This window comes from Streptococcus sp. 20925_1_77, from assembly GCF_041432125.1.
Lineage (GTDB): Bacteria > Bacillota > Bacilli > Lactobacillales > Streptococcaceae > Streptococcus.
This window is the reverse complement of the sequence record NZ_JAPVZB010000001.1, coordinates 225,994-248,868: the sequence shown is the minus strand read 5'-3', so window position 1 is coordinate 248,868 and position 22,875 is coordinate 225,994. Positions and strand designations below refer to the sequence as shown.

Genomic DNA, 22,875 nt, shown 5'->3' with positions numbered 1-22,875 from the left:
TGATTTTAGTTTTTGAGACAAGCAATGGTTTATTCTTCTTGTAAAAGTGTCATTGTAAAAACAGATAGGTTGAACAAAGAAAACGAAGCATGATATTCATAAAAAGAGGTGAATGATGACCAGTTTAGATAAATATTTAGAGATCATTAAAAAAGGATTTTCCGAAAGAGAGAATCTAATGGCAATGGAGCCTCTGCATTCTATTGAAGAGATTGCACCATTATTGGATGAAAAATTGACTTATAAAGAATTTATCGATATCAATCGCTTATTAAGACAAAAGTACATTGTCGAAAACCCAGAGGAGATGCTGAAAGATGTAGATTTTAACCAGCTTTCTTTACCTAGCAATACGAGGGTGATTTACTTGATGGGAAGTAAATCTGATGTGCTAGACTTTTCAAAATATGAACAAGTAGAAAAGATTTTAATAGTTGGGGCTAGAAAAGTAAGAAAGATCATCTTACCCCAGAATGATTGTGTGAAAGCTCTAGGGATATCTTCTATGACAAATTTGGAAACGATAGAGAACATTTCTTTTCATAAAGGCATGCGTTATCTGCACTTTGATTATGGTGTAAAGTTGCCAAACTTTTCTTTTATTAGGGATTTAAATCAGTTGCTCTATCTTTCATTTATGTCAAATAAAAAATTACCAGAATTGGATTTTATCCATCCATCTAGTGAGCTCCGTTTTTTAGATTTTGTCGATACGTCTATTTTTAACTACGCATCAACAGTTAGCTACCTGAAGAGTCTGAAACATCTCCGATTTTTAACAACGGGAAGAACAAATCAAAAGCAAAGGGAACTTCTTAGAAGAGAGTTACCACATGTTTGCATGCGTGAGGGGTAAAAAATGCCTTTAATACAGCTTTTTATGACCGATGTTTTCAGAATAAACGAACTATTAGTCCCGTTGTTTAAGTAGGAGGAAATATGAGCCATAAGAATCTAGCAAAAGAAACCTTCCTCCAGTTTATGCAGGCTATGTATACTTGGGAAAGAAAAGCCACTAGGAGTCTAAGAAACCAAACCTATAAAGAGATGTTGAAGGATGAATTAGCTACTATATTTGATCAGTTTTGTACATCTAAAAAATACTCAGAGCAAGGGAAGTATCTTTATCTGTCCGGTTTCCGTTTGACTATAAATTAGAAACACATCCCATCGTTGATGAAGAGCATGACGGGAATCAAGCTTATTTCTACATCAAGGAGAATCGTTCTGGTATAGAAACTCTCTATCGTTTTCAAATGGTGTTTCAAAAGGGGAAATGGTGGATTAATAAGAAAGAATGGTTTGATGATGAGAAGTGGATCAATTCTTCCTTGTGAAATACTGGATAGTATAGGAAAGCAGGAAGAGATGTACTTCAAAAAACAGTGGTAGTTAAGTGTAAGAAATGAAATTTTAGAGGTCAATATGAATAAAACACTTTCAAATCAAAAAAGGAAATTAACAACCATTAAAAATCAAGTACTAAAGGCGAGAGATTTTGATCTTGAAAAAGCACAGCTTTTTACTACTAAAGCAATTTTAGAAGCATTAAAAGCAGGCAAAAAAAGCCTTGAGATCAATTGGGAGGAAAACGGGAAAACAGAAACCTACTCCTATAAACATGTACGGATGGTTCATGCTATTCAACCATATACTTTGGTTTCTGAGTTCATTGAAAACAAGACATCTGAAACCTATCAATCTTTGCTAAATGGCTGTTTTTGTTCTGTAATGGCAGACATGGCTTCTGCTAAATATTTAGCTAAAGGGGGCTCAAACTTTGATACAGATATTTGTTTGAATATCTTATTTGCCCTTGCCTATTTAGATGATACTTATGTAGAGTTTTTAATTGATAAATTAGCCTATTTTAAAGAAGCCCAAGTTGAAAAAGGGAAAAAAGTTATTTTCTTTTCAGCCAAGAGTTTATTGCCCTTAGTCGTTTTTCTTTATGGATATGGTAAGGGTGCTCGGCTTGCTAACCTACTGGAAGATGCTTGTGATGCCAAATATCAACCCTTGGACAAGAATCCTTATCAGAATGTGAATGATGTCTATAAACAGGTTATGGATACTATTTTTTCAGAGGACGATGATGTTTTTAGAGAAACAATTTTATCCATGTGTGATTATCATTTAGCGAACACCAAAGATAGTCATTTAGTTGAATTCAATACCTTACTATGGCAGTATTTCCCAATTGAAATCTTAGTTTTACTAAAAGAACGTCAGAAAAGAGGCCTCCCAATCGACGGGATTAGCCATCCCTTGTTTGATGACTTTTTGCCCTATTTCATGGATGACTTTCAGTTAACCGAGCAAAATAAGATGATACTTGGCACAATCATAGAGTAGCAGTGTGAAATGATGAGCAATCGATTTATAGTAGTATCAATGTATAAGAAACATCCTCTTGAGGGAGTGATATTTCAATAGTAACAAAAAAGAGATAATTAATGAAAACCTATTTACTGGACGAAAGGATATTTCAGTATCCTGAATCGTTTAAAAAATTGATTGAATTCAATTTAGTTGATTTTGATTGTTGGTATCTGCTGGATTCAGAATGGGCCCTATCTCTGTACAAGGGATTGCAGGAAAGATACCCAAGCAGAAAGTTGATTCCATTTGCTAAAAGAGGAGATTGTGATGATACAGCTTGTTTTGAAATAGGAAAGGGCAATAAGGTCCAACTCATTCATGATTTTGCTGCCGAAGGATGGGAGCAACGGAAAGAGTTTAACGACTTTTGGGGATGGGTAGAATATGCGGTAAAATGCATGATAGAGTATAACAAAGAGGATGGGATTGAATAATGGGAAGGCCCTATTCTAGGGACGAAGAACTGAAATACAAGGTAAGGAGAACAAATGGAAACGATCACCCAATTATTAAATGAGATTGAAAAAAGTCTCCAACAGCTAGATTATCCTTGTGTAGACCATCTAAATTCGGGACTATCCTCTCAAAAAACTCAAGAGTTATTTGAGGAAATCCCGTTGCAGCCAACCCAGGACTTGTGTGCCCTTTATACTTGGAGAAACGGATCAAAAGATAGTGAGGGAATCACACTCGGTGAGCTGGCATTTTTTCCTGGCTTCTATTTGATGTCTCTGGAAGAAAGTATCCAGACCTACTTGGAACTAATAGAAACGGATACTTGGGATAAGTCTTGGTTTCCAATTTTTGCCAGTGGAGGGGGAGATTTTTATGCCATGAACTTGGCTCCAGAAGCTCAGGGGCAAATACATGGTGTTTACGTGTATGAAGAGGAACCTCAGGTCGAATACCGGTCATTGAAATCCATGCTCACAACCTTTAAAGTATGTTATGAACAAGGTGTTATTTTCAGGAATGAACAAGGCTACTTGGATATGGATTATAGGGAGCATGCTGAGATAGCGCATGATATAAATCCAGATCTGAAGATATGGCTTGAATTCTTAAAGGAGACCGAAGAGGAATGACCAAGGAGAGAAAAATGGCGGTAGTGACTGTATTAAAAAAGATCATTAAACTCTATGAGGAAACAACGTTTATTCCCCAACCAGTGAGTTTTTCAAACGAAAAATTAAGGATCCAGTCCTCAGATTTGACAGGAGAATTACTTGATTATTATCAACATGTAGTGTTCAATGAGGATTTATTTTTTGCTAATCAAAATTTTAATATCATTTTGTTGGCATTAGATTCTCCTGCAAGGACAGTCGAATGTTGGGCCTTACAAGATATTCTTCAGTTTAGTGAAGGACAATACCAGATATTCGCTACTACAGATACAGATGATATTCTTTTCTGTGATATGAAAGATGACAGTTCTCCAGTTTACGCGGGCAGTCCGGGAGATCCTAATTTCTACAAACTCAGCGAAAGTTTGACGGAGTTTTTGGAGTTTTATTTCGCTTTTTCAAATTTTTGGGGCCAAAGAGAAGATGTCCCACAGGAGGAATATATTGTAGGGACAGGTGACTTGATAGAGCGCTACCTTTCCCCAGACGTCCAAGCTACAGCAAAAGAATATCTACTTCGGTAAGATTGACCTGAGAAAAGCATTTCTCAGTAACAAAAAGTGAATTGGATAGGAGAAAAGAAATGAATGTGAAAGAACTCATCGAAGAGGTTGAAAATGATCTTGAGTTAGTATCGTATTTAAACCGGATCCCTAAAAAGAATAAGAAGACCCAAGTTAGTTATCTCAAATCACTGAATCATCTGGCCTATTTACTTTATCTGGATGGCCAAGAGGAAATGGCTAAGGAATTATTAGATCGTATCATACAAGTTCCATTTGAAGGGAATTATAACACCTGGACCTTTGTTGATAGTTCTCTGGTTTTATTGGCTTATCTGGAAAGAGAGGTAGAAAATCAGGTACTCGTCTATAAAAAGCTTCTTTTATCTCCATTAGAACAAGGGGAGGAATCAACTCAAAAAATTAGAAGGAGAGTTCATCAGAGATTTTTGAATGGTGATAGCTTGGAGCAAAAGCTTGCAAAAATCGAGCAGGCTCCAAGCCCTGAATCAGAAATGGAACGTCGTCTGCTATACTTGACAGATTTATTGAAGATTCGCCTCTTTATTGCTGAGTCAACGTTTGAAGAGACAGATATCCAAGCAAAAATCGAAGAGAATATGGAGATACTGAAGAAGTATATCAAGGAGCATGAAATCTATAACCTCTTTCCTTTTAAGGGATAGGGTAAGTTATTGATCTTGGACTTTTAGAAAGAGTAGAATATGGAAATCAAAAAACACTTTGGTGTCTATGGCGTTTGCTATGAGAATGGGAAATTGCTTTGCATTGAAAAAACAAGAGGACCTTATCAAAATCGTTTTGATCTACCGGGTGGTAGTCAGGAACTCGGTGAGGGGTTGACGGAAACCCTCAAGAGAGAAGTTCTGGAAGAGACGGGCTATACGCTTAGCTGTTATTCAAATCCTAGGATTTATGACGTGCTGGTTCAAGAAGAGGGGGAAGACTTCGCTGTACATCATATCATGGCCTTTTATGATATCGTACTCGATTTCGAAAACTCTCAAAAATCCCTTCCTCATGAAGTTCATGATGGAAGCAATGATTCAGCAAAGGCAGTTTGGGTCCCTATTGAGCAGATGACCCAAGAAAATGCTTCGCCCTTAGTATTGAAGGTAAAGGCAGAGTTACGAGGATTTCCAGAATTGGAAATGACAAGATATAGAAATTGGAAGGTGAAGAAAGGAAGCTAAACAAATGACACCTCAAGAAATGTGGAATGCCTACAAGAAAATCAACCCCTCTATCGGAGATGAAATCGATGCTTGGGCTTTTGGAGTGGAAGCCGACCTCTTAGCAGACTTGGTTCTAAGAGGCGAAAAAACAGCAACAGCCTCCGCTTACGACCTCTACGCACTAGAGGACGAACCCCTTCCTCAAGAAGGAAGCTTTGATGTTATTTTAGATAGTCGGAATCAGGCTGTCTGCATTGTCGAAATTACCAAGGTTTCTGTTGAGCCTTTTCGACAAGTGTCTGCTGACCATGCCTATAAGGAAGGTGAAGGAGACAAATCTCTGGCCTACTGGCGTCAGGTTCATGAAGATTTTTTCAAAGACTGCTTTGGAGAAGCAGGTCTGACGTTTACACCTGACAGCAAGGTTGTTTTAGAAGAATTTCGCAAGGTTTATCCGTTATAGAACACGCTCTCCTTTTAGGAGAGTTTTTTGATCTGGATCTTATTTTCCAAAAGGGCTAAAAAATGGTATAATGTAAGCGATATTGTACAGAAAAGAGAAATGTTATGCCAAATTATGCCATTATTTTAGCAGCGGGGAAAGGTACCCGTATGAAATCAGATCTGCCCAAGGTTCTTCATAAGGTTGCAGGGATCTCTATGTTGGAGCATGTCTTCCGTAGTGTTGGAGCCATCTCACCTGAAAAGACTGTAACAGTTGTGGGCCACAAGGCGGAATTGGTAGAGCAAGTCTTAGCGGGACAAACAGAGTTTGTCAAACAAACCGAACAATTGGGAACTGGCCATGCGGTTATGATGGCAGAGCCAGTCTTGAAAGGCCTTGAAGGGCATACCCTCGTCATTGCAGGAGACACTCCTTTGATTACGGGTGACAGTCTCAAACACTTGATCGACTTCCATATTAACCACAAGAATGTGGCAACGATATTGACAGCAGAAGCAGCCAATCCATTTGGCTATGGCCGGATTGTTCGTAATGACAATGCGGAAGTACTTCGCATCGTCGAGCAAAAAGATGCGACAGATTTTGAAAAACAAATCAAAGAAATCAATACAGGGACTTATGTCTTTGACAATGCCCGCCTTTTTGAAGCTTTGAAGAATATCAATACCAACAATGCCCAAGGTGAATACTATATCACAGATGTGATTGGGATCTTCCGAGAAGCAGGAGAGAAAGTTGGAGCCTATACGCTCAAAGACTTTGATGAAAGTCTTGGGGTTAACGACCGAGTAGCCCTTGCGACAGCAGAAGGCATCATGCGTCGTCGCATTAACCAAGCTCATATGGTCAATGGAGTGAGCTTTGTCAATCCTGATGCGGCCTATATCGATATCGATGTTGAGATCGCACCAGAAGTGCAAATTGAAGCCAATGTTACCCTAAAAGGGCACACAAAAATTGGGGCTGAAACCGTCTTAACCAATGGAACCTATATTGTGGATAGTGAAATCGGTGCGGGTGCCGTTATTACTAACTCTATGATTGAAGAAAGCACAGTAGCCGATGGCGTGACAGTAGGACCATACGCTCATATTCGTCCTGGTTCTAGCCTGGCCAAAGATGTCCATATCGGGAACTTTGTCGAAGTCAAAGGTTCATCTATTGGCGAAAATACCAAAGCGGGTCATCTGACCTACATTGGCAACTGCCAAGTTGGTAGCAACGTCAACTTTGGTGCAGGAACCATCACCGTCAACTATGATGGGAAAAATAAATACAAGACCCTTATTGGCAACAATGTCTTTGTCGGTTCAAATTCGACCATCATTGCACCAGTTGAGCTCGGGGATAATTCCCTAGTAGGTGCTGGATCCACCATTACAAAGGATGTGCCAGCGGATGCGATTGCGATTGGCCGTGGCCGTCAAGTCAATAAGGATGAGTACGCGACTCGCCTTCCTCATCATCCTAAAAATAAATAGGAGATTTTCATGCAATTTGAAGAAAAAACCCTTGAGCGCAAGGAGATTTATCAAGGCCCGATTTTCCAAGTAGTCACAGATCAAGTAGAACTACCTGACGGGAAAGGTCAAGCGCAGCGTGATTTGATTTTTCATAATGGAGCAGTAGCGGTTTTACCGATCACAGATGAGGGCAAGACCATTTTGGTCAAGCAGTACCGCAAGGCGATCGAGAGGACTTCTGTAGAGATCCCAGCAGGGAAGTTGGAAAAGGGTGAAAATGCGGAGCCTCAAGCAGCTGCTCTGCGTGAATTGGAAGAAGAAATTGGTTACTCAGGGAATCTAGAGTTGTTGTATGATTTTTATTCAGCCATTGGATTTTGTAATGAGCGGATTAAACTCTATCTTGCAACCAACTTGAAAAAAGTGGAAAATCCTCGCCCTCAAGATGAAGATGAGACCTTAGAGCTGCTAGAAGTGACCTTGAAGGAGGCTAAAGACTTGATCCAAGCTGGCGAAATCTGTGATGCCAAGACCATCATGGCGATCCAATACTGGGACTTAATCAATAAATAGAGGAGGATCCGATGGGAAAACCTTTATTAACCGATGAAATGATTGAACGAGCGAGGCGAGGTGAGGACATTTCGAGTCCTAAAATGGTCGATGCTGAAGAGACGAAGATTATTCGGACAGACCACAGGGGATTTGGCTACGAACGTCCTATGAGAGAAAGCCGTATGGAGCGCCCGCAGGAGAGCTATTCACAGGATACCTTGCAGATCCAAGTGGAGCCCACTGTGACCAAGAGTCGTCGCATTGAAGAGCGCAAACAAAGTGTGGTCCAATCCAAACTCAATAAGATTTTGTTTTGGATCATTGTGCTCCTCATTGTTTTGATCATTGCTATTTGGCGTCTGTAAGGTCGTCACAAGGAGAGAATGGATATGAAAATTGGAATTATCGCAGCCATGCCCCAGGAGTTAAAGATTCTGGTTGAAGCCCTTGAAAATGGGGAAAAACATCTGCGTCTTGGAAAAGTCTACTATACAGGATCGATTGGTCGGCATGAAGTCGTTTTGGTTGAAAGTGGCATCGGGAAAGTCATGTCTGCCATGAGTGTAGCGGTTCTAGCCAATGATTTCAAAGTGGAAGCCATTATCAATACCGGATCTGCAGGAGCAGTCGCACCGGGAATGGCTGTTGGGGATATTGTCCTTGCCGACAAACTTGCCTATCATGATGTGGATGTGACAGCCTTTGGCTACAAGTATGGTCAAATGGCAGGTCAACCACTTTACTTTGAATCCAGTCGCTATTTCGTATCAGAAATGAAAAAAGTTCTGGAAGAAGAAGCTACAACCACACATGTGGGCCTGATTACAACAGGAGATAGCTTTATCGCGAGTGAAGAAAAAGTTGCAGCGATTCGGGAGCAGTTTCCAGAAGTATTGGCAGTTGAGATGGAAGGGGCAGCCATTGCCCAAGCCGCTCATGCAGCTGGACGTCCCTTCATGGTCATTCGGGCTATGAGTGATACAGCAGATCACGCAGCCAATCTCTCTTTTGATGAATTTATCGTAGAGGCTGGCGAACGCTCTGCTCAAACCCTGATTACGTTCTTGAAGAGATTGGTATAAAACAAACAATAGATAGAAGTGGGATTGGATGAATTTTTTTACAATTCATTTTGTCCCTCTTCTTTTTTTGAAGCCGATTCTTCCAGAAATAGAGTACTTTCATGCTATAATAAAGACAAGTGATGTAAAGGAGAGAATATGGTTTTATCAAAGAAACGGGCACGTCATGTGATCGAAGAAATTATCGCCCTTTTTCCAGATGCTAAACCGAGTCTGGATTTTCGTAATCATTTTGAATTATTAGTGGCAGTCATGCTCTCTGCTCAGACGACTGATGCGGCTGTTAACAAAGCGACACCAGGTTTGTTTGTGGCTTTTCCAACCCCTCAAGCTATGGCAGCAGCCAGTGAAGCCGATATCGCCAAGCATATTTCTAAATTAGGTCTCTATCGAAATAAGGCCAAATTTCTCAAAAAATGTGCCCAACAATTGCTAGACAACTTTGATGGGCAGGTGCCTCAGACTCGTGAAGAGTTAGAAAGCCTGGCAGGAGTAGGACGTAAGACAGCAAATGTCGTCATGAGTGTAGGATTTGGGATTCCAGCCTTTGCTGTCGATACCCATGTGGAGCGGATCTGCAAGCACCATGACATTGTCAAGAAATCAGCGACGCCCTTGGAAGTGGAAAAGCGAGTCATGGATGTTCTACCAAAAAGCGAATGGCTAGCAGCCCATCAAGCCATGATTTACTTTGGACGGGCTATCTGCCATCCTAAAAATCCTGAATGTGATCAGTACCCACAACTCTATCATTTTGATTAGGAATCAGTTCCTCTGCTCGAAAGTGCAGAGGTTCTTTTTTGTGATGAAACGAATATTTATTAAAAGGATTGAAAAGTGATTTCTTTGTTGGATCTGGTGGTAGGTGCCTAGACTCCCCTATCCGGCTTCTTTGAGATCGATTTCAAGATGCTTTTTCTTTATATCTTATTATATTCATTCAGAAATAACGAACTTTTTTAAAATAAATTTGGTTTTTTTTAAGAAATAGTGTATAATGGTAGAAAATCTAACATAAGGAGATAGTGATGAAAGCAAAAAAACTGTTAGCTCTTGCAGGAGTTTCTGTTGCAGGTGCCTTTCTCTTAGCAGCGTGTAGCGGAGGTAGTAGCAACCAAGCAACTTACTCATTCGTTTATTCAGCAGATCCAAATACCTTGGATTACATCGCTGCAACTCGTACAACGACTTCAGATGTCACAAGTAACCTTGTAGATGGTCTTCTTGAAAATGACCAATACGGAAACTTTGTGCCAAGTCTAGCAGAAGATTGGACTGTCTCTGAAGATGGATTAACCTATACTTACAAACTTCGTAAGGATGCCAAATGGTATACGAGTGAGGGTGAGGAATATGGTGATGTATCGGCTCAAGACTTTGTTACAGGGATCAAACACGCGGTTGAGTCAAAATCAGAAGGTCTCTTCTTGATTCAAAATTCGATCAAAGGTTTGGATGCCTACGTAAAAGGGGAAACCAAAGACTTTAACACGGTTGGAGTCAAAGCTTTAGATGACCACACCATCCAATATACCTTGGTCCGTCCAGAAAGCTTCTGGAACTCCAAAACAACTTCAGGTGTTCTTTTCCCAGTTAATGCTAAGTTCTTGGAATCTCAAGGAAAAGATTTTGGTTCTTTGAAACCTAGCAGCATCTTATACAATGGTCCATATTACTTGAAATCATTGACTTCAAAATCTGAGATTGAATTGGTCAAGAACAAAGACTATTGCGATGCGAAAAATGTTCATATCGACAATGTCAAATTGACCTTTAATGATGGATCAAACCCAGATGCAATCATTAAAAACTTTGAAAAAGGTCAATACTCCTTTGCATCTGTTATGCCAAACAGTTCGACGTATAAGAGCGTCAAGAAAAACTTTGGCGACAACATTGTCTACGGCTTGCAATTGGGAACATCTTACTACCTTGGATTCAACTTGGACCGTCAAAAGTATGACCACACTGCCAAAACAACGGATGAACAAAAAGCTTCTACTAAGAAAGCAATCTTGAACAAGGACTTCCGTCAAGCGGTGAACTTTGCCTTTGACCGCAAATCTTATGCGGCACAAGTATCAGGAACTGATGCGGCTGAAAATACCCTTCGTAGCACCTTGGTGCCACCAACTTATGTCCAAGTCAATGGAGAAGATTTTGGTAAGGTCGTTGAAAAACAATTGGTTACCTATGGGGATCAATGGAAGGGTGTGAGCCTGGAGGATGGGCAAACAAGCCTTTACAACCCGGAAAAAGCCAAAGCTTCATTTGCGAAAGCCAAAGCTGAATTGCAAAAACAAGGAGTTCAATTCCCGATTCATTTGGACTACATTGTCAGCCAAGTGGACAACAGCATGGTCCAACAAGCTAGCTCCTTCAAACAATCTGTAGAGTCAGCGCTTGGTGCAGACAATGTCGTTGTGGACCTTCAAAAGGTATCGGATGATGATTTCCAAAATATCACCTACTTCAGCGATACAGCGGCTGCGAGAGATTACGATATCTCAGGCGGTGGTTGGGCTCCTGACTACCAAGACCCATCGACTTACCTCGAAAGTATCAGCCCAGTAAATGGTTCTGTCTTCTACTATCTTGGTATTGATGCAGGTTCAAACAATCCAGCCATTGCAACAGTTGGTCTGGATCAATATGCGAACATGTTGAAAGACGCCGATGCTGAATTGTTGGATCAAGCAAAACGCTATGAAAAATATGCAGCAGCGCAAGCTTGGTTGACAGATAGCTCGATTACGCTTCCAACTGTTTCAAATGGTGGCTCTCCAATGCTTCAACGGACCGTACCATACAGCCGTGCTGCTTCATGGGTTGGTACTAAAGGAACAGGATCATTCTATAAATACCTTGAAATGTCTAAAGATGTTGTCACAACAAAAGACTTTAACAAGGCCAAAGAAGAATGGTTGAAGAAAAAAGCCGAATCCAATAAAAAAGCTCAAGAAGAACTCAAAGATCATATTGAGAAGAAAAAATAAGATTGATCTTTCATTGAAGATGAGCAAAAAAAGTCGGACCCTTTAGATGGGGTCCGGCTTTTTTGCGCTGTCTAAAGAGAAGTGTAAACTATCATTAGTTAGGAACAAACTTTTAAATAGGCATTTTTTTCTGTATAATAAAAGAATTAATGTTTGTTAGTAGAGGTGTACCATGATAGTAGGAATAGATTTAGGAACAACAAATTCATTAGCTGGTATTTTTCGAAATGGGAAAGTGGAATTGGTTCCAAATGTTTTTGGTGATTACCTAACCCCTTCTGTGGTTGGACTAGATGATGACGGAGAAGTGATTGTTGGTAAGCTGGCCAAAGAACGACTTGTGACAAATCCAGATCAGACGGTAGCGCAATTTAAACGTTTTATGGGGACGAAGCATCCCATTCAGCTAGGAGTTCGGACCTATCAAGCAGAAGAATTGAGCTCTTTTGTGATTCGCAAATTAATTGAAGATACGGAACGCTATACAGGTGAGAAAGTTGAAGAAATTATTGTTAGTGTTCCAGCTTATTTCAATGATGCCCAGCGCTATGCGACTAAACTAGCTGGACAATTCGCAGGTGTAAAGATCGAACGGATTATCAATGAACCATCTGCAGCCTCATTGGCTCAAAAGATAGGAAACAATATGGAAGATCAGGCCTTCATTGTTGTAGACTTTGGGGGTGGTACCTTGGATATTTCTGTAGTTGAATCTTTTGATAATGTTGTGGAAATTCTTGCGATTGCGGGTGATAACCGTCTGGGTGGAGAAGATTTTACTGCTGTCATTGCCCAAGAATTTTTGACAGTAAACGGCTTTAAAAAAGACTTTATTTCAAATGAGTTCTATTATAAAGTGCTGGTCGAATCTGAAAAAGCGAAACTCCGATTGAATGCCCAGGATGAAGTGCAATTATCAGTTGCTGACAAGGACACTCAGTATGAGATGACTCTTAGCTATAAGCGATTTTATGAAATCAGTCAACCTCTGCTAGCAAGAGTAAAGGCAGTTTTAGACCGAGCTCTTTTTGATGCGAATCATTCTCATGTAGATGCAGAAAATTTTGTCTTGGTCGGAGGGACCTCTAAGCTCCGTTTGGTGCAAGAATTTTTATCCTTTTGTATTGGACAAGTGGTCAGCACAGCAGATGATCCAGATTTGATGATTGCTAAAGGTTGTGCATTAGTGGCTGGTATAAAGGAACGCCAAGGAGAAGTCCGAGATCTCTTATTGTCTGATATTTGTCCATTTTCTTTAGGAGTCGAAGTTGTTGGTGATAAATACTCACCGATTATCGAACGGAACTCAAGTCTTCCTTCTTCTCGTGTGGAACGCTATTATGCCCATAGCCTTGGACAGACCCAACTTCGGTTTAATATCTATCAAGGTGAGCGGATGAGAGCATCAGAAAATTTGTTACTGGGAAGCTTAGTGGTTGATGTTCCTGAAAACTACCGAGATTATGAAGCAGCGGATGTTCGATTCACTTACGACCTAAATGGAATTCTAGATGTCGAGGTGACGGTTCTTTCTACTGGCCAAGTCTCTAGTAAAATCATTTTGCAAGATAGTATCAACTTGTCTGAGGAGGAAATTGCCAAGAAAAAAGCTGAGTTGGAAAAATATAAGATCAATGTACAGGAAACAGAGGTTTATCGCTACCTCGTAGAACGAGCGGATCGTTTGTATAGCATGATGTTAGGGGAAGAACGGGAGAATTTAATGGAAAGAACCCGCTTCTTTGAGAAAGAAGTCGCAAAAGCGTCACTGCCACATCTACCAAAGCTCTATGATGAATTTTCAGCTTATTTAGATCGGTTGGAAAGAGGCGATAGAGGCTACTACGAAAGATAAAGGAATGACATGAATTGAATATTTGGGACATATTAGGAATTGAACCGACCAATAATGTAAAAGAGATTCGAAAACGTTATGCAGAATTGGTCAGAGAGTACCATCCTGAGGAGCATCCAGAAGAATACCAACAAATTATGGAAGCCTATCAGCTTGCCATGGCTTATGCGAGAAAATCAAAAGCATCGCGCTCTTCTGAAGAAGTGATTGAAAAGCCAGGAAAGAAGGACAGCAGATTTGAAAAAGAAGGTGTTTTACCATTTGACGAGCTTGCTGCATCTAAAACATTTCAAACGAAAGTAGAAGAACAGAGGGAGCTAGCTAGTTCATTAGACTTTTCTTCGCTCTTTTTTGAAAAGCAAGAGGATCCAGAGGAATCTTCAAAAGCATCGTCAACCTCGGAACTTGATTTTAATGCATATAAACAGTTTGATCGATCAGTCATAGAGGAAGAACTAGAGGAATTGCTTCAACTGGATGTGTCTGATCTCGAACTTTTACGGGAATGGAAAGAGTTTTTCAACCGTTATCGATCCTTACCTTATCTCTTGATTCAGTTGCTGGACGAATTGGACGTCTATGCAATTGTGAATCCGAAAGTAGTCCATTTTTTAATCAATCAATTGAGTTCTTTTAGTTTGGCACAGAAAGAACAGTTTTATCTGACTAAACTGAAGATGTGGTATCTGATTTTAACAGACTTAAAACTAGATGCTGAAGTGGTCAAAAAAAGAAGAGAAACCATTGAAGAATGGATGAAATTTTCAAGGCTGTTGTCACAGTTTTTGGCAACAGAATCCTTAATCAATGATCCGGATAAGTGGAAGGAATTGTATACCTTACCTTATTTGAAGTTAGATACCTTTGCACAAATTAGTCAGCATTATCATAAAATTTCAAATGCAGAAGCATTGAAAAGCATGCTAGAACCGTTTGAATCCTCAGTTTTAGGTTATGAGTGGATGACAGAGGATATGGAGCAGACATTAAGCGAAATGTGGGACTACTATCTTCAATTGCGTTATCCGAATAGTTCAAAAACGTTACAGAAAAGAAAAAAAGAAGAGGTTGGACAGCAGGCACTGCTAGCCCTTATCTTACTCTTTATGAGTGCCTTGTCTTATGGGATGAGCATTGTGACAAGGGTTGAAAAACCATGGCTGCAAATTTCTTTCCTTACCTTTTTCTACTGTATCCGTTCTGTTTGGTTGACATACTATTCAAGAAGGAGTCCAAAAATCAAAGAGACTGGATTGGTCAATCTTTGGAGTCAATTTCGTTATTTTGTGTATCTCCTAATTGCTATTTTGATTCTTCCGACATTTTTATCTCCCTTTGTCTTGGTTATTTATTATGGATGGCTCAATTCTGGACCCGTACAGTCTGTCGGTACAAAATGGAAACAGCATCTAGATTTCTCCATTCCAATATCAGTAGCGGTCTTGGCTTTCCTCTTTAGTAGTTTGGCTAATCTAACACCAGATGTCTTTGTCAATCTAATGATTTGTTTTTGGATGGGATTTATTGTTTTGGTTTTCCGGTTTGTATTTATACCAGTGACAGAAAAATCGTACCAGCCACTACCAAATCGATTTATCGGCCATTATCTCTTGCCAATGGTGACGGGCTTTGGACTAGCATATGGCATCAACCACTGGATAAACTGGCTTCATTTAACAGCTACTTTTGACCAACAGTTTTATATTATGAGTATTTTCTTGCTTTTAAATGCCTTTTTACTGGGAGATATCTCTGTTCAAAAACGATCTTATTATCAAGTAGCCCTTCTCTTTGAACCCTTCATTTTTCAACTATTCATAGTGATTAAACATTTTATCCTTGTTTATCATTTTGAGTTGAATCCAGAGGAAGTGATGTCTATTGGAGACAATCTAGTGGGGGGATGGATTCTCTTTTACTTACTGGAAGTCTTTTTACTCGCTAGATTCCGTACGGTTTATCGTGCCATGAACCAATAAAAAAACGAAGTTGAGGACTTCGTTTCAGATTGAAGACAAAATCATATAAAAAACTTTCCTTAGGTGAGTACGGACGTCAGCGAACTTCTTCGAAGTTCCATGACTAATTATTGAGCCTAGGGTCTCAATAATTCCGAGTGCCTGAAACGTTATTGTTTCAGGCACTTTTCTCACAGCGGAAAGTTTCGGTATTTTCTTGAATCGATTTAAAAAATGGAACTCATTTTTGTTTTTTTGCAGAATCGCTTAACTTATTTTACTTTAAAATAGTTTGTCTACATTTTAAAACGAAGTCGAGGACTTCGTTTTTTTAGGACCAGATGGCAGTAGCTATTTCTATTCGCTAAATCTTAAAAAATAGCCATCTGGATCTAAAACTGCAAATTCATGAGGATAAATATAATGGTCGTCAACACGAAATTTTCTTTTGGTCAATGGGCGATGAATAGGATAGTTGGCTTCTAACAATTTCTGATAGAGCCTAGGGACATCCTCTATCCCAAAGGAGATATTGACTCCACTACCAAATGGGTAGGTTAGTTCAGCTAATTCATCCTTTGTTCCCTCCTCTAGCATGAGCTGGCAATCTTCAAGAGACAGGAAGAGAAATTTTTCTTCTAGACGCTGGTATTCGATGGTGAAACCCAGTAAATCACAGTAGAAGGAACGGGACTGTTCTATATTCGATACCATAAACTCGGGAATTACTGCATTGTAGTTCATAAAGAAAATCCTTATAATTTAATCTCCAAGACAATGGGTGTGTGGTCTTGGCGTGCGCCTGAGTCAATCATGTCTGACTTGGTAACCTTGTCTGCTACACGGTTACTTGTGAGCCAATAGTCGATTCTCCAGCCTGTATTATTGATTTTTGAGGTTTTACTGCGTTGTGCCCACCAAGTGTAACGCTCCGGCACATCACCGTGGAGGTGGCGGAAGGTATCTGTAAAGCCTGCTGCTAAAAGGTTGGTAAAGCCTGCACGTTCTTCGTCTGTGAAACCTGGTGAACGACGGTTGCTGGCTGGGTTGGCAAGGTCGATTTCCTTGTGGGCAACGTTGTAGTCTCCAGTAGCAAGGACAGGTTTTTCTTTGTCTAAGTCAGCCAAATATTCAGCATATTTGACATCCCAGACTTGACGTTCTGCTAAACGTTTGAGGCCATCACCGGCATTAGGAGTATAGACTTGTGTTACAAAGAAGCCATCAAATTCCAGGGTAATGATCCGGCCTTCCAAATCCATGGTTGAAGGAGCTCCAATTTCAGGGAAAGTCACAACGGGTGTGAGCTCTTTTTTATAGAGGAACATGGTTCCAGCGTAGCCTTTACGAGCCGGTTCTTGAGAAGAGCGCCAGGTGTTTTCGTAGCCAGGGAAGAGCTCCTCAAGGATTTCGAGGTGTTTTTTAGTAGGACCTTTGGCGGATAACTTGGTTTCTTGAATGGCAATGATATCCGCATCCTCAGCAACCAAGGTTTGGAGGACTTCTTGAGAAAGTTTAGCGCGTGCTGAATCACTGGTTAATGCAGCATTAAGCGAGTCGATATTCCATGAAATGAGTTTCATTGTGTTTCCTTTTCTTGACATGATGGATAATTTTATTATAACAAAAATTTAATGATTTTCTGATTAGAATGCCTTGAATTCTCTCCTGAAATACATTATAATAGCTTGAATTCATTTGGAGAAAGGGAGTTCATTATGAAATTTTACTCTTATGACTATGTATTGAGTCAGATTAGTCAGCAAAATTGGGTGACCATTGTGATCTCTGGTTTGCTCATTCTACTGACTGGTTTTTTTGCGGTGAAAGCCTATCGGGATAAGCACGATAGCAAATTCCGGGAATTATCCATTATTTCCATTTTGACTCTGGTTGCAGTGGTCTTGATCGGCATCAGCAATTTCCAAAATAGCCAAAGTAATAATGACCAGTTCCAACGCTCACTCCATTTTATTGAGGTCATCTCAAAGGAGTTGGATGTCAAAAAAGAAGATGTCTATGTCAATACTTCAGCAGCCACAGATGGGGCGATCCTGAAGGTTGGAGAGGTTTATTACCGAGCTATCGCAGGATCTGACCCAGATAGCTACCTATTAGAAAAGATGGATCTGTATAAAACAGACGTGGAACTTGTGGAGGTGAACAAATGACAGTAGATTTTTTAGCCATTTTGATTAAATTAGCTCTCGGCTTGATTTCCTTGGTATTTGTAATCAATGTGACCGGGAAAGGAAACTTAGCACCAAGTTCTGCAGTAGACCAGATACAGAACTTTGTTCTGGGGGGAATTATTGGTGGGGTGATTTACAATAGCTCCATTACCATTCTTCAATACATTGTGATTCTCTTGATGTGGACTATTTTGATCTTGCTCCTAAAATGGCTCAATACCAATGTCCGTTTTATGAAGCACTTGATCGATGGCAAACCAACTGTCATTATCAAAGATGGGAAGCTTGATCCGGAAGCTTGCCGATCCAAGGGACTTTCTGCTTCAGACGTTGCCTTGAAATTGCGTTCACAAGGAATTTTCCAATTAAAGGGAGTGAAACGAGCTGTCATTGAACAAAACGGTCAAATGATCGTTGTCCGTGCGGGGGATGAAAATCCTAAATACCCGATCATTACTGATGGTGTGGTTCAGCTTGAAATTTTGGAAACAATTGGGAAAAGTGAAGAGTGGTTGCTGGCTGAATTGGAAAAAGAAGGCTATGACAACGTTTTGGATATTTTCATTGCTGAGTATGACAAAGGAAAAATCAATGTTGTGACTTATTAGAAAAAAAGATTGGGCGAGCATGTCCAATCTCAAATTGAAGACAAAATAGTCTTAAAAACTTTCCTTGGTGAGTACGGACGTCAGCGAACTTCTACGAAGTTCCATGACTTAGTTTTGAACCTAAAGTTTCAAAACTCCCGAGTTCCTGAAACAATTGTGTTTCAGGAACTTTTCTCACGGCGGAAAGTTTCGACATATGCTTGAATAAGCTTAAAAATTAAAAATCAATATTTTTTCAACCACCTCACATAAGGTTGTACATGTAAAAAAGTTTGTGTTAATTTCAAGATTGGGCGAGCAGGTCCAATCTTTTTTCTTCATAAAATTCCAGGAAAGGTCCCTTCCTTTTCTTGAGATACTCTTGGAAAAATAGTAAAATGGAAGGTAAGTGTTGATTAGAAAAGAAGGATAGAACATTTCATGAAGAAGAAAATACGGAAGTTTGAGAATCATTCGATAACACGCAGACTCTATCTGCTGTTTAGTTTGATTTGCCTTCTTTTTTTGGTTCTGATTGCCCGACTTGGCTATATGCAGATCTCTCACCAAGCCTACTATACGGATAAATTGGCAAAAGCTACGAAAAAGACGGTCAAACAAGGAAGTGTGCGAGGGCAAATCTATGATGCTTCTGGTAAGCCCTTGGTGGAAAATGTGGGAAAACAAGTCCTGACCTTTACGCGCGATCGTAAAATGACGGCACAAGAAATGCGAGAGACAGCTGGGAAACTCTTACAGTATGTCGACGTAGAAAATCCTCAAGTGACTGAACGACAAGAAGTGGATTACTATCTAGCTAATACCAAGGTCTACCAAGAGGTCGTGGAACACCTACCTGAGAAAAAGAAATTTGATACCGATGGCAACCGCCTGCCGGAAGCCAAGATTTATCAAGCAGCAGTGGATAGTATTGATCCTTCAAAGCTCGGCTATACAGATGATGAGAAAAAGATTATTTATCTCTATAGCCAGATGAATGCGGTAGAGAATTTTGCGACGGGGATCATTACGACACAGGCACTAGGAGCTGAGCAGATTGCGACCATCGCAGCGGACAGTCAGGACCTTCCGGGGATTGCTATCACGACTAGCTGGGACCGCAAGGTTTTGGACACTCCTTTAGCTTCTATAATTGGAAACGTATCGACCGAGCAGGCGGGGCTTCCAGCAGAAGAGGTTGAGGACTATGTCAAAAAAGGTTATGCTCTCAATGACCGGGTTGGTACGTCTTATCTCGAAAAGGAATACGAAAACGTCCTTCAAGGCAAACGCAGTGAAAAAGAAATTCTCCTAGATAAAAATGGCAACATGGAGAAAGTGGTCGATGTTTCAAAAGGGGCCAAAGGAGAAAACCTCAAGCTCTCGATTGATTTAGATTTCCAAAAAGGAGTGGAAGATATCCTTCGCTCCGCCTTTAGCGCAGAGTTGCAAGCTGGAAATGCGACCTACTCCGAAGGTGTCTATGCCGTAGCTCTGGAACCCGATACAGGGAAGGTCCTTGCTATGGCAGGGATTAAACACCAGGCTGGTAGTCAAGATCTATCAGCAGATGCGTTGGGAACAGTCACCAACGTCTTCGTCCCAGGATCTGTGGTCAAAGGAGCGACCTTGACTTCTGGATGGGAAAATGGAGCCATTTCTGGGAATCAGGTTCTGACCGATCAGCCGATTGTTTTTGCAGGATCAACGCCGATTAACTCTTGGTTTACCCAATATGGCAGTCGCTCCATCAATGCAGTAGAAGCTTTGGAATACTCTTCCAATACCTACATGGTTCAAATTGCTCTTAAGATGATGGGGCAACCCTACACTCCAAATATGACCTTACAAGTAGATCAAGTGGACCCTGCTATGAAAAAACTCCGTTCTACTTTTGCAGAGTATGGTCTTGGAACATCAACGGGGATTGACCTTCCCAATGAATCGACTGGTTTTATTCCAAAAGACTACACAGTCGGCAATTATTTGACCAATGCCTTTGGCCAGTTTGACAACTATACACCGATGCAATTGGCCCAGTATGCGGCAACCGTTGCAAATGATGGGAAGAGGGTGAGTCCTCATGTCGTCGAAGGCATCTATGACAATAATGATCAAGGGGGCCTTGGTCAGTTGAAAAAAGCGATCGAAACCAAGGAGCTCAATCAGGTCCATATCTCAGCGGAGGACATGGCCTTGATCAAGCAAGGGTTCTATCAGGTTGCGAATGGTACGAGTGGGTTGACGACAGGGAAAACTGTTGGTCAAGGTGCCAGTGTCTCCATTAGTGCCAAGACAGGTACGGCCGAAACCACAGTCGATGGAGGCAAACAAGCCATTAATACCAATGTGGTGGCTTATGCACCGTCAAACAATCCAAAGATTGCAGTAGCAGTGGTTTTTCCACATAATACCAATCTACAAGCGACGGTCAGTCATTCCATTACGCGCGACATTATTAATTTATACAATCAGAAACACCCCATGAATTAGAGAGGAAACTATGCTTTATCCAGCACCTATTGCAAAATTAATTGACAGCTATTCGAAGTTGCCAGGAATTGGGATCAAAACAGCGACTCGTCTGGCTTTTTACACCATTGGTATGTCAGATGATGATGTCAATGAATTTGCCAAGAACTTACTGAATGCCAAGCGTGAGCTAGGGTATTGCAGTATTTGTGGCAATTTAACCGATGAAGAAACCTGCGAGATTTGTCGAGATGAAACGCGGGATCCATCTCTTCTTCTTGTTGTAGAAGATAGCCGGGATGTCTCTGCTATGGAAAATATCCAGGAATACCACGGTCGCTATCATGTCTTGCATGGCTTGATCTCACCCATGAATGGCGTGGGACCCGATGATATCAATCTCAAGAGTTTGCTCAGTCGCTTGATGGATGGAACAGTTACTGAGGTCATTGTTGCGACCAATGCGACGGCAGACGGGGAAGCGACATCTATGTATATCTCACGCGTCCTCAAACCTGCAGGCATCAAAGTGACCCGTTTGGCACGGGGTCTAGCAGTTGGAGCCGATATCGAGTATGCGGACGAAGTGACCTTGCTTCGCGCGATCGAAAATCGAACAGAATTATAAGAGAAGTTCTTTCGAAAGGGCTATCATTGTGGTATACTATCAAGTAAGAAATCAAGGGAACAATTAGGGAGAAACTATGAGTAAACAAGACTTAATCCTGTTATATGGTGGACGTAGTGCAGAACGTGAAGTATCTGTTCTTTCAGCAGAAAGCGTGATGCGTGCGATTGATTACCAAGCATTTTCGGTTCAAACCTACTTTATTACGCAGTCAGGAGACTTCATCCAGACGCAAGCTTTTGAAGAGAAGCCAGAGGATGATGAGAAATTGATGACCAACGATACAGTGGACTGGTCTAAAAAAGTCGCACCATCAGCGATTTACAAGGAAGGAGCAGTGGTCTTTCCAGTGCTTCATGGACCAATGGGAGAAGATGGTTCCATTCAAGGCTTCTTAGAAGTCTTGAAGATGCCTTATGTCGGCTGTGGTATCCTGGCTTCTAGTGTTGCGATGGACAAGATCACGACCAAACGGGTCTTGGAGTCTGCAGGAATTCCACAAGTTCCTTATGTAGCTGTAGTGGAAGGCGATGACGTGGATGAGAAAATTGCTGCAATTGAAGCCAATCTCTCTTACCCTGTCTTTACCAAACCATCCAATATGGGCTCTAGTGTTGGGATTTCAAAATCTGAAAACCAAACAGAGCTTCGGGCTGCTCTTGAATTAGCCTTTAAATACGATAGCCGTGTTTTGGTAGAACAAGGGGTTAATGCGCGTGAGATCGAAGTTGGACTGCTTGGAAACTATGATGTGAAGAGCACCTTGCCAGGTGAAGTTGTGAAAGATGTGGCCTTCTATGATTATGATGCCAAATACATCGACAACAAAATTACCATGGCGATTCCGGCTCAATTGGACCCTGAGGTTGTGAAAATCATGCGGACCAACGCAGAAAAAGCCTTTCGTGCGATTGGTGGTCTGGGCTTGGCGCGTTGTGATTTCTTCTATACCGATAAAGGGGAGATCTTCTTAAACGAACTCAATACCATGCCAGGATTTACCCAATGGTCTATGTATCCCTTGCTTTGGGACAATATGGGACTTAACTATACAGATTTGATCACCAAGTTAGTAGAGCTTGGAAAAGAAGTCTTCCAAAAACACGAAGCGCATTTGTTGTAAGAAAAGAGAGAGTGGGAAAGAAATCGGCAATTCGTTAGAATTCGATTTCGTCGTCCCACCTCCGCACAGTTGAGTAGGGCATCTTTGGAACTTGAAAAGCGAACAACTACTTAGGAAACTTGCTTAGCAAGTCCTATCTACCACCTCAAAGCAGTGCTTTGAGCACTCAACCACTGCGTCTTGCTCGACAATCCAAAAACAATCAAGAGGCTAGGACTTCTGTCCCAGCCACTTTTTTTGTGGTCTAGAATATGGTATAATGAGAAGAATTTGATAGGAGCGTCCAAATC

General features: G+C 40.8%; 25 protein-coding genes. 23 read left to right on the top strand and 2 right to left on the bottom strand.

Features of this window, described 5'->3' with window-relative positions; genetic code table 11:
• Positions 1-112 precede the first annotated feature (112 nt).
• From O3626_RS01215 to O3626_RS01130, 18 genes are all read left to right on the top strand, one after another.
• Positions 113-856, top strand: a complete 744-nt coding sequence (locus tag O3626_RS01215) for a hypothetical protein (protein ID WP_371494743.1) — start codon at positions 113-115, stop codon at positions 854-856.
• 83 nt (positions 857-939) lie between these two features.
• Positions 940-1,158: an NTF2 fold immunity protein gene (locus O3626_RS01210; protein WP_371494741.1), complete on the top strand. Its 219-nt coding sequence runs from the start codon at positions 940-942 to the stop codon at positions 1,156-1,158.
• Entirely contained in the window at positions 1,101-1,337 is a 237-nt protein-coding gene (locus tag O3626_RS01205; RefSeq protein ID WP_371494771.1) for an NTF2 fold immunity protein, read from the top strand. The genes O3626_RS01210 and O3626_RS01205 overlap by 58 nt, the downstream gene beginning before the upstream one ends.
• An 88-nt stretch (positions 1,338-1,425) precedes the next feature.
• Positions 1,426-2,355 carry a hypothetical protein gene (locus O3626_RS01200; protein WP_371494739.1) on the top strand — a complete coding sequence of 310 codons (930 nt, stop codon included), beginning with the start codon at positions 1,426-1,428 and terminating at the stop codon, positions 2,353-2,355.
• Between the two features lie 101 nt (positions 2,356-2,456).
• A complete protein-coding gene (locus O3626_RS01195; protein WP_315375113.1) occupies positions 2,457-2,816 on the top strand; it encodes a hypothetical protein in 360 nt (119 codons plus the stop codon).
• A 54-nt stretch (positions 2,817-2,870) separates the two neighbouring features.
• The gene (locus O3626_RS01190) at positions 2,871-3,467 is read left to right on the top strand and encodes an SMI1/KNR4 family protein (RefSeq protein WP_371494736.1); all 597 of its coding nucleotides are present in this window, start codon (positions 2,871-2,873) and stop codon (positions 3,465-3,467) included.
• Between the two features lie 14 nt (positions 3,468-3,481).
• Positions 3,482-4,033, top strand: a complete 552-nt coding sequence (locus tag O3626_RS01185) for a hypothetical protein (protein WP_371494734.1) — start codon at positions 3,482-3,484, stop codon at positions 4,031-4,033.
• A gap of 59 nt (positions 4,034-4,092) precedes the next feature.
• Complete coding sequence (locus O3626_RS01180; RefSeq protein ID WP_371494732.1) at positions 4,093-4,698, top strand: DUF6707 family protein; 606 nt, start codon at positions 4,093-4,095, stop codon at positions 4,696-4,698.
• A gap of 39 nt (positions 4,699-4,737) precedes the next feature.
• Positions 4,738-5,226, top strand: a complete 489-nt coding sequence (locus tag O3626_RS01175) for an NUDIX hydrolase (protein ID WP_371494730.1) — start codon at positions 4,738-4,740, stop codon at positions 5,224-5,226.
• 4 nt (positions 5,227-5,230) lie between these two features.
• Complete coding sequence (locus O3626_RS01170) at positions 5,231-5,671, top strand: ASCH domain-containing protein (RefSeq protein ID WP_371494728.1); 441 nt, start codon at positions 5,231-5,233, stop codon at positions 5,669-5,671.
• A 104-nt stretch (positions 5,672-5,775) separates the two neighbouring features.
• Positions 5,776-7,155 carry a bifunctional UDP-N-acetylglucosamine diphosphorylase/glucosamine-1-phosphate N-acetyltransferase GlmU gene (gene glmU, locus O3626_RS01165; protein WP_371494726.1) on the top strand — a complete coding sequence of 460 codons (1,380 nt, stop codon included), beginning with the start codon at positions 5,776-5,778 and terminating at the stop codon, positions 7,153-7,155.
• Positions 7,156-7,164: 9 nt separating this feature from the next.
• Positions 7,165-7,710 carry an NUDIX hydrolase gene (locus O3626_RS01160; protein ID WP_371494724.1) on the top strand — a complete coding sequence of 182 codons (546 nt, stop codon included), beginning with the start codon at positions 7,165-7,167 and terminating at the stop codon, positions 7,708-7,710.
• Between the two features lie 11 nt (positions 7,711-7,721).
• The gene (gene macP, locus O3626_RS01155) at positions 7,722-8,057 is read left to right on the top strand and encodes a cell wall synthase accessory phosphoprotein MacP (protein WP_155171489.1); all 336 of its coding nucleotides are present in this window, start codon (positions 7,722-7,724) and stop codon (positions 8,055-8,057) included.
• A gap of 24 nt (positions 8,058-8,081) precedes the next feature.
• Entirely contained in the window at positions 8,082-8,774 is a 693-nt protein-coding gene (locus O3626_RS01150; protein WP_371494721.1) for a 5'-methylthioadenosine/adenosylhomocysteine nucleosidase, read from the top strand.
• Positions 8,775-8,912: 138 nt separating this feature from the next.
• A complete protein-coding gene (gene nth / locus O3626_RS01145) occupies positions 8,913-9,536 on the top strand; it encodes an endonuclease III (RefSeq protein ID WP_371494719.1) in 624 nt (207 codons plus the stop codon).
• A 266-nt stretch (positions 9,537-9,802) separates the two neighbouring features.
• Complete coding sequence (locus O3626_RS01140; RefSeq protein ID WP_371494717.1) at positions 9,803-11,770, top strand: peptide ABC transporter substrate-binding protein; 1,968 nt, start codon at positions 9,803-9,805, stop codon at positions 11,768-11,770.
• Positions 11,771-11,942: 172 nt separating this feature from the next.
• Positions 11,943-13,625, top strand: a complete 1,683-nt coding sequence (locus tag O3626_RS01135; protein WP_371494715.1) for an Hsp70 family protein — start codon at positions 11,943-11,945, stop codon at positions 13,623-13,625.
• A 14-nt stretch (positions 13,626-13,639) separates the two neighbouring features.
• Positions 13,640-15,604, top strand: coding sequence for a DnaJ domain-containing protein (locus O3626_RS01130; RefSeq protein WP_371494713.1), 1,965 nt, complete (start codon positions 13,640-13,642; stop codon positions 15,602-15,604).
• Positions 15,605-15,940: 336 nt separating this feature from the next.
• Here O3626_RS01130 and O3626_RS01125 read toward each other — a convergent pair whose 3' ends face one another.
• Both O3626_RS01125 and O3626_RS01120 read right to left on the bottom strand, forming a co-directional pair.
• A complete protein-coding gene (locus tag O3626_RS01125; RefSeq protein ID WP_272107336.1) occupies positions 15,941-16,327 on the bottom strand; it encodes a VOC family protein in 387 nt (128 codons plus the stop codon).
• Positions 16,328-16,338: 11 nt separating this feature from the next.
• Entirely contained in the window at positions 16,339-17,166 is an 828-nt protein-coding gene (locus O3626_RS01120) for an exodeoxyribonuclease III (RefSeq protein ID WP_371494710.1), read from the bottom strand.
• Between the two features lie 135 nt (positions 17,167-17,301).
• Here O3626_RS01120 and O3626_RS01115 point away from each other — a divergent pair, with 135 nt between their 5' ends.
• The 5 genes from O3626_RS01115 (at position 17,302) to O3626_RS01095 (ending at position 22,585) form a co-directional block, all read left to right on the top strand.
• Positions 17,302-17,754, top strand: coding sequence for a DUF3290 family protein (locus O3626_RS01115; RefSeq protein ID WP_049497223.1), 453 nt, complete (start codon positions 17,302-17,304; stop codon positions 17,752-17,754).
• Positions 17,751-18,383 carry a DUF421 domain-containing protein gene (locus O3626_RS01110; RefSeq protein WP_049474280.1) on the top strand — a complete coding sequence of 211 codons (633 nt, stop codon included), beginning with the start codon at positions 17,751-17,753 and terminating at the stop codon, positions 18,381-18,383. The genes O3626_RS01115 and O3626_RS01110 overlap by 4 nt, the downstream gene beginning before the upstream one ends.
• Positions 18,384-18,803: 420 nt before the next feature.
• On the top strand, positions 18,804-20,855 hold the full coding sequence (gene pbp2b / locus O3626_RS01105; RefSeq protein WP_371494707.1) for a penicillin-binding protein PBP2B: 2,052 nt from the start codon (positions 18,804-18,806) through the stop codon (positions 20,853-20,855).
• A gap of 10 nt (positions 20,856-20,865) precedes the next feature.
• Complete coding sequence (gene recR, locus O3626_RS01100; RefSeq protein ID WP_023917606.1) at positions 20,866-21,462, top strand: recombination mediator RecR; 597 nt, start codon at positions 20,866-20,868, stop codon at positions 21,460-21,462.
• Between the two features lie 76 nt (positions 21,463-21,538).
• Complete coding sequence (locus O3626_RS01095) at positions 21,539-22,585, top strand: D-alanine--D-alanine ligase (RefSeq protein WP_371494705.1); 1,047 nt, start codon at positions 21,539-21,541, stop codon at positions 22,583-22,585.
• Positions 22,586-22,875: the final 290 nt, after the last annotated feature.

Bases quoted from the DNA above. Each gene is read 5' to 3' on its own strand.
- O3626_RS01215 (WP_371494743.1), top strand. From the start codon at position 113: ATGATGACCAGTTTAGATAAATATTTAGAGATCATTAAAAAAGGATTT.
- O3626_RS01210 (WP_371494741.1), top strand. From the start codon at position 940: ATGAGCCATAAGAATCTAGCAAAAGAAACCTTCCTCCAGTTTATGCAG.
- O3626_RS01200 (WP_371494739.1), top strand. From the start codon at position 1,426: ATGAATAAAACACTTTCAAATCAAAAAAGGAAATTAACAACCATTAAA.
- O3626_RS01195 (WP_315375113.1), top strand. From the start codon at position 2,457: ATGAAAACCTATTTACTGGACGAAAGGATATTTCAGTATCCTGAATCG.
- O3626_RS01190 (WP_371494736.1), top strand. From the start codon at position 2,871: ATGGAAACGATCACCCAATTATTAAATGAGATTGAAAAAAGTCTCCAA.
- O3626_RS01185 (WP_371494734.1), top strand. From the start codon at position 3,482: ATGGCGGTAGTGACTGTATTAAAAAAGATCATTAAACTCTATGAGGAA.
- O3626_RS01180 (WP_371494732.1), top strand. From the start codon at position 4,093: ATGAATGTGAAAGAACTCATCGAAGAGGTTGAAAATGATCTTGAGTTA.
- O3626_RS01175 (WP_371494730.1), top strand. From the start codon at position 4,738: ATGGAAATCAAAAAACACTTTGGTGTCTATGGCGTTTGCTATGAGAAT.
- O3626_RS01170 (WP_371494728.1), top strand. From the start codon at position 5,231: ATGACACCTCAAGAAATGTGGAATGCCTACAAGAAAATCAACCCCTCT.
- glmU (WP_371494726.1), top strand. From the start codon at position 5,776: ATGCCAAATTATGCCATTATTTTAGCAGCGGGGAAAGGTACCCGTATG.
- O3626_RS01160 (WP_371494724.1), top strand. From the start codon at position 7,165: ATGCAATTTGAAGAAAAAACCCTTGAGCGCAAGGAGATTTATCAAGGC.
- macP (WP_155171489.1), top strand. From the start codon at position 7,722: ATGGGAAAACCTTTATTAACCGATGAAATGATTGAACGAGCGAGGCGA.
- O3626_RS01150 (WP_371494721.1), top strand. From the start codon at position 8,082: ATGAAAATTGGAATTATCGCAGCCATGCCCCAGGAGTTAAAGATTCTG.
- nth (WP_371494719.1), top strand. From the start codon at position 8,913: ATGGTTTTATCAAAGAAACGGGCACGTCATGTGATCGAAGAAATTATC.
- O3626_RS01140 (WP_371494717.1), top strand. From the start codon at position 9,803: ATGAAAGCAAAAAAACTGTTAGCTCTTGCAGGAGTTTCTGTTGCAGGT.
- O3626_RS01135 (WP_371494715.1), top strand. From the start codon at position 11,943: ATGATAGTAGGAATAGATTTAGGAACAACAAATTCATTAGCTGGTATT.
- O3626_RS01125 (WP_272107336.1), bottom strand. From the start codon at position 16,327: ATGAACTACAATGCAGTAATTCCCGAGTTTATGGTATCGAATATAGAA.
- O3626_RS01120 (WP_371494710.1), bottom strand. From the start codon at position 17,166: ATGAAACTCATTTCATGGAATATCGACTCGCTTAATGCTGCATTAACC.
- O3626_RS01115 (WP_049497223.1), top strand. From the start codon at position 17,302: ATGAAATTTTACTCTTATGACTATGTATTGAGTCAGATTAGTCAGCAA.
- O3626_RS01110 (WP_049474280.1), top strand. From the start codon at position 17,751: ATGACAGTAGATTTTTTAGCCATTTTGATTAAATTAGCTCTCGGCTTG.
- pbp2b (WP_371494707.1), top strand. From the start codon at position 18,804: ATGAAGAAGAAAATACGGAAGTTTGAGAATCATTCGATAACACGCAGA.
- recR (WP_023917606.1), top strand. From the start codon at position 20,866: ATGCTTTATCCAGCACCTATTGCAAAATTAATTGACAGCTATTCGAAG.
- O3626_RS01095 (WP_371494705.1), top strand. From the start codon at position 21,539: ATGAGTAAACAAGACTTAATCCTGTTATATGGTGGACGTAGTGCAGAA.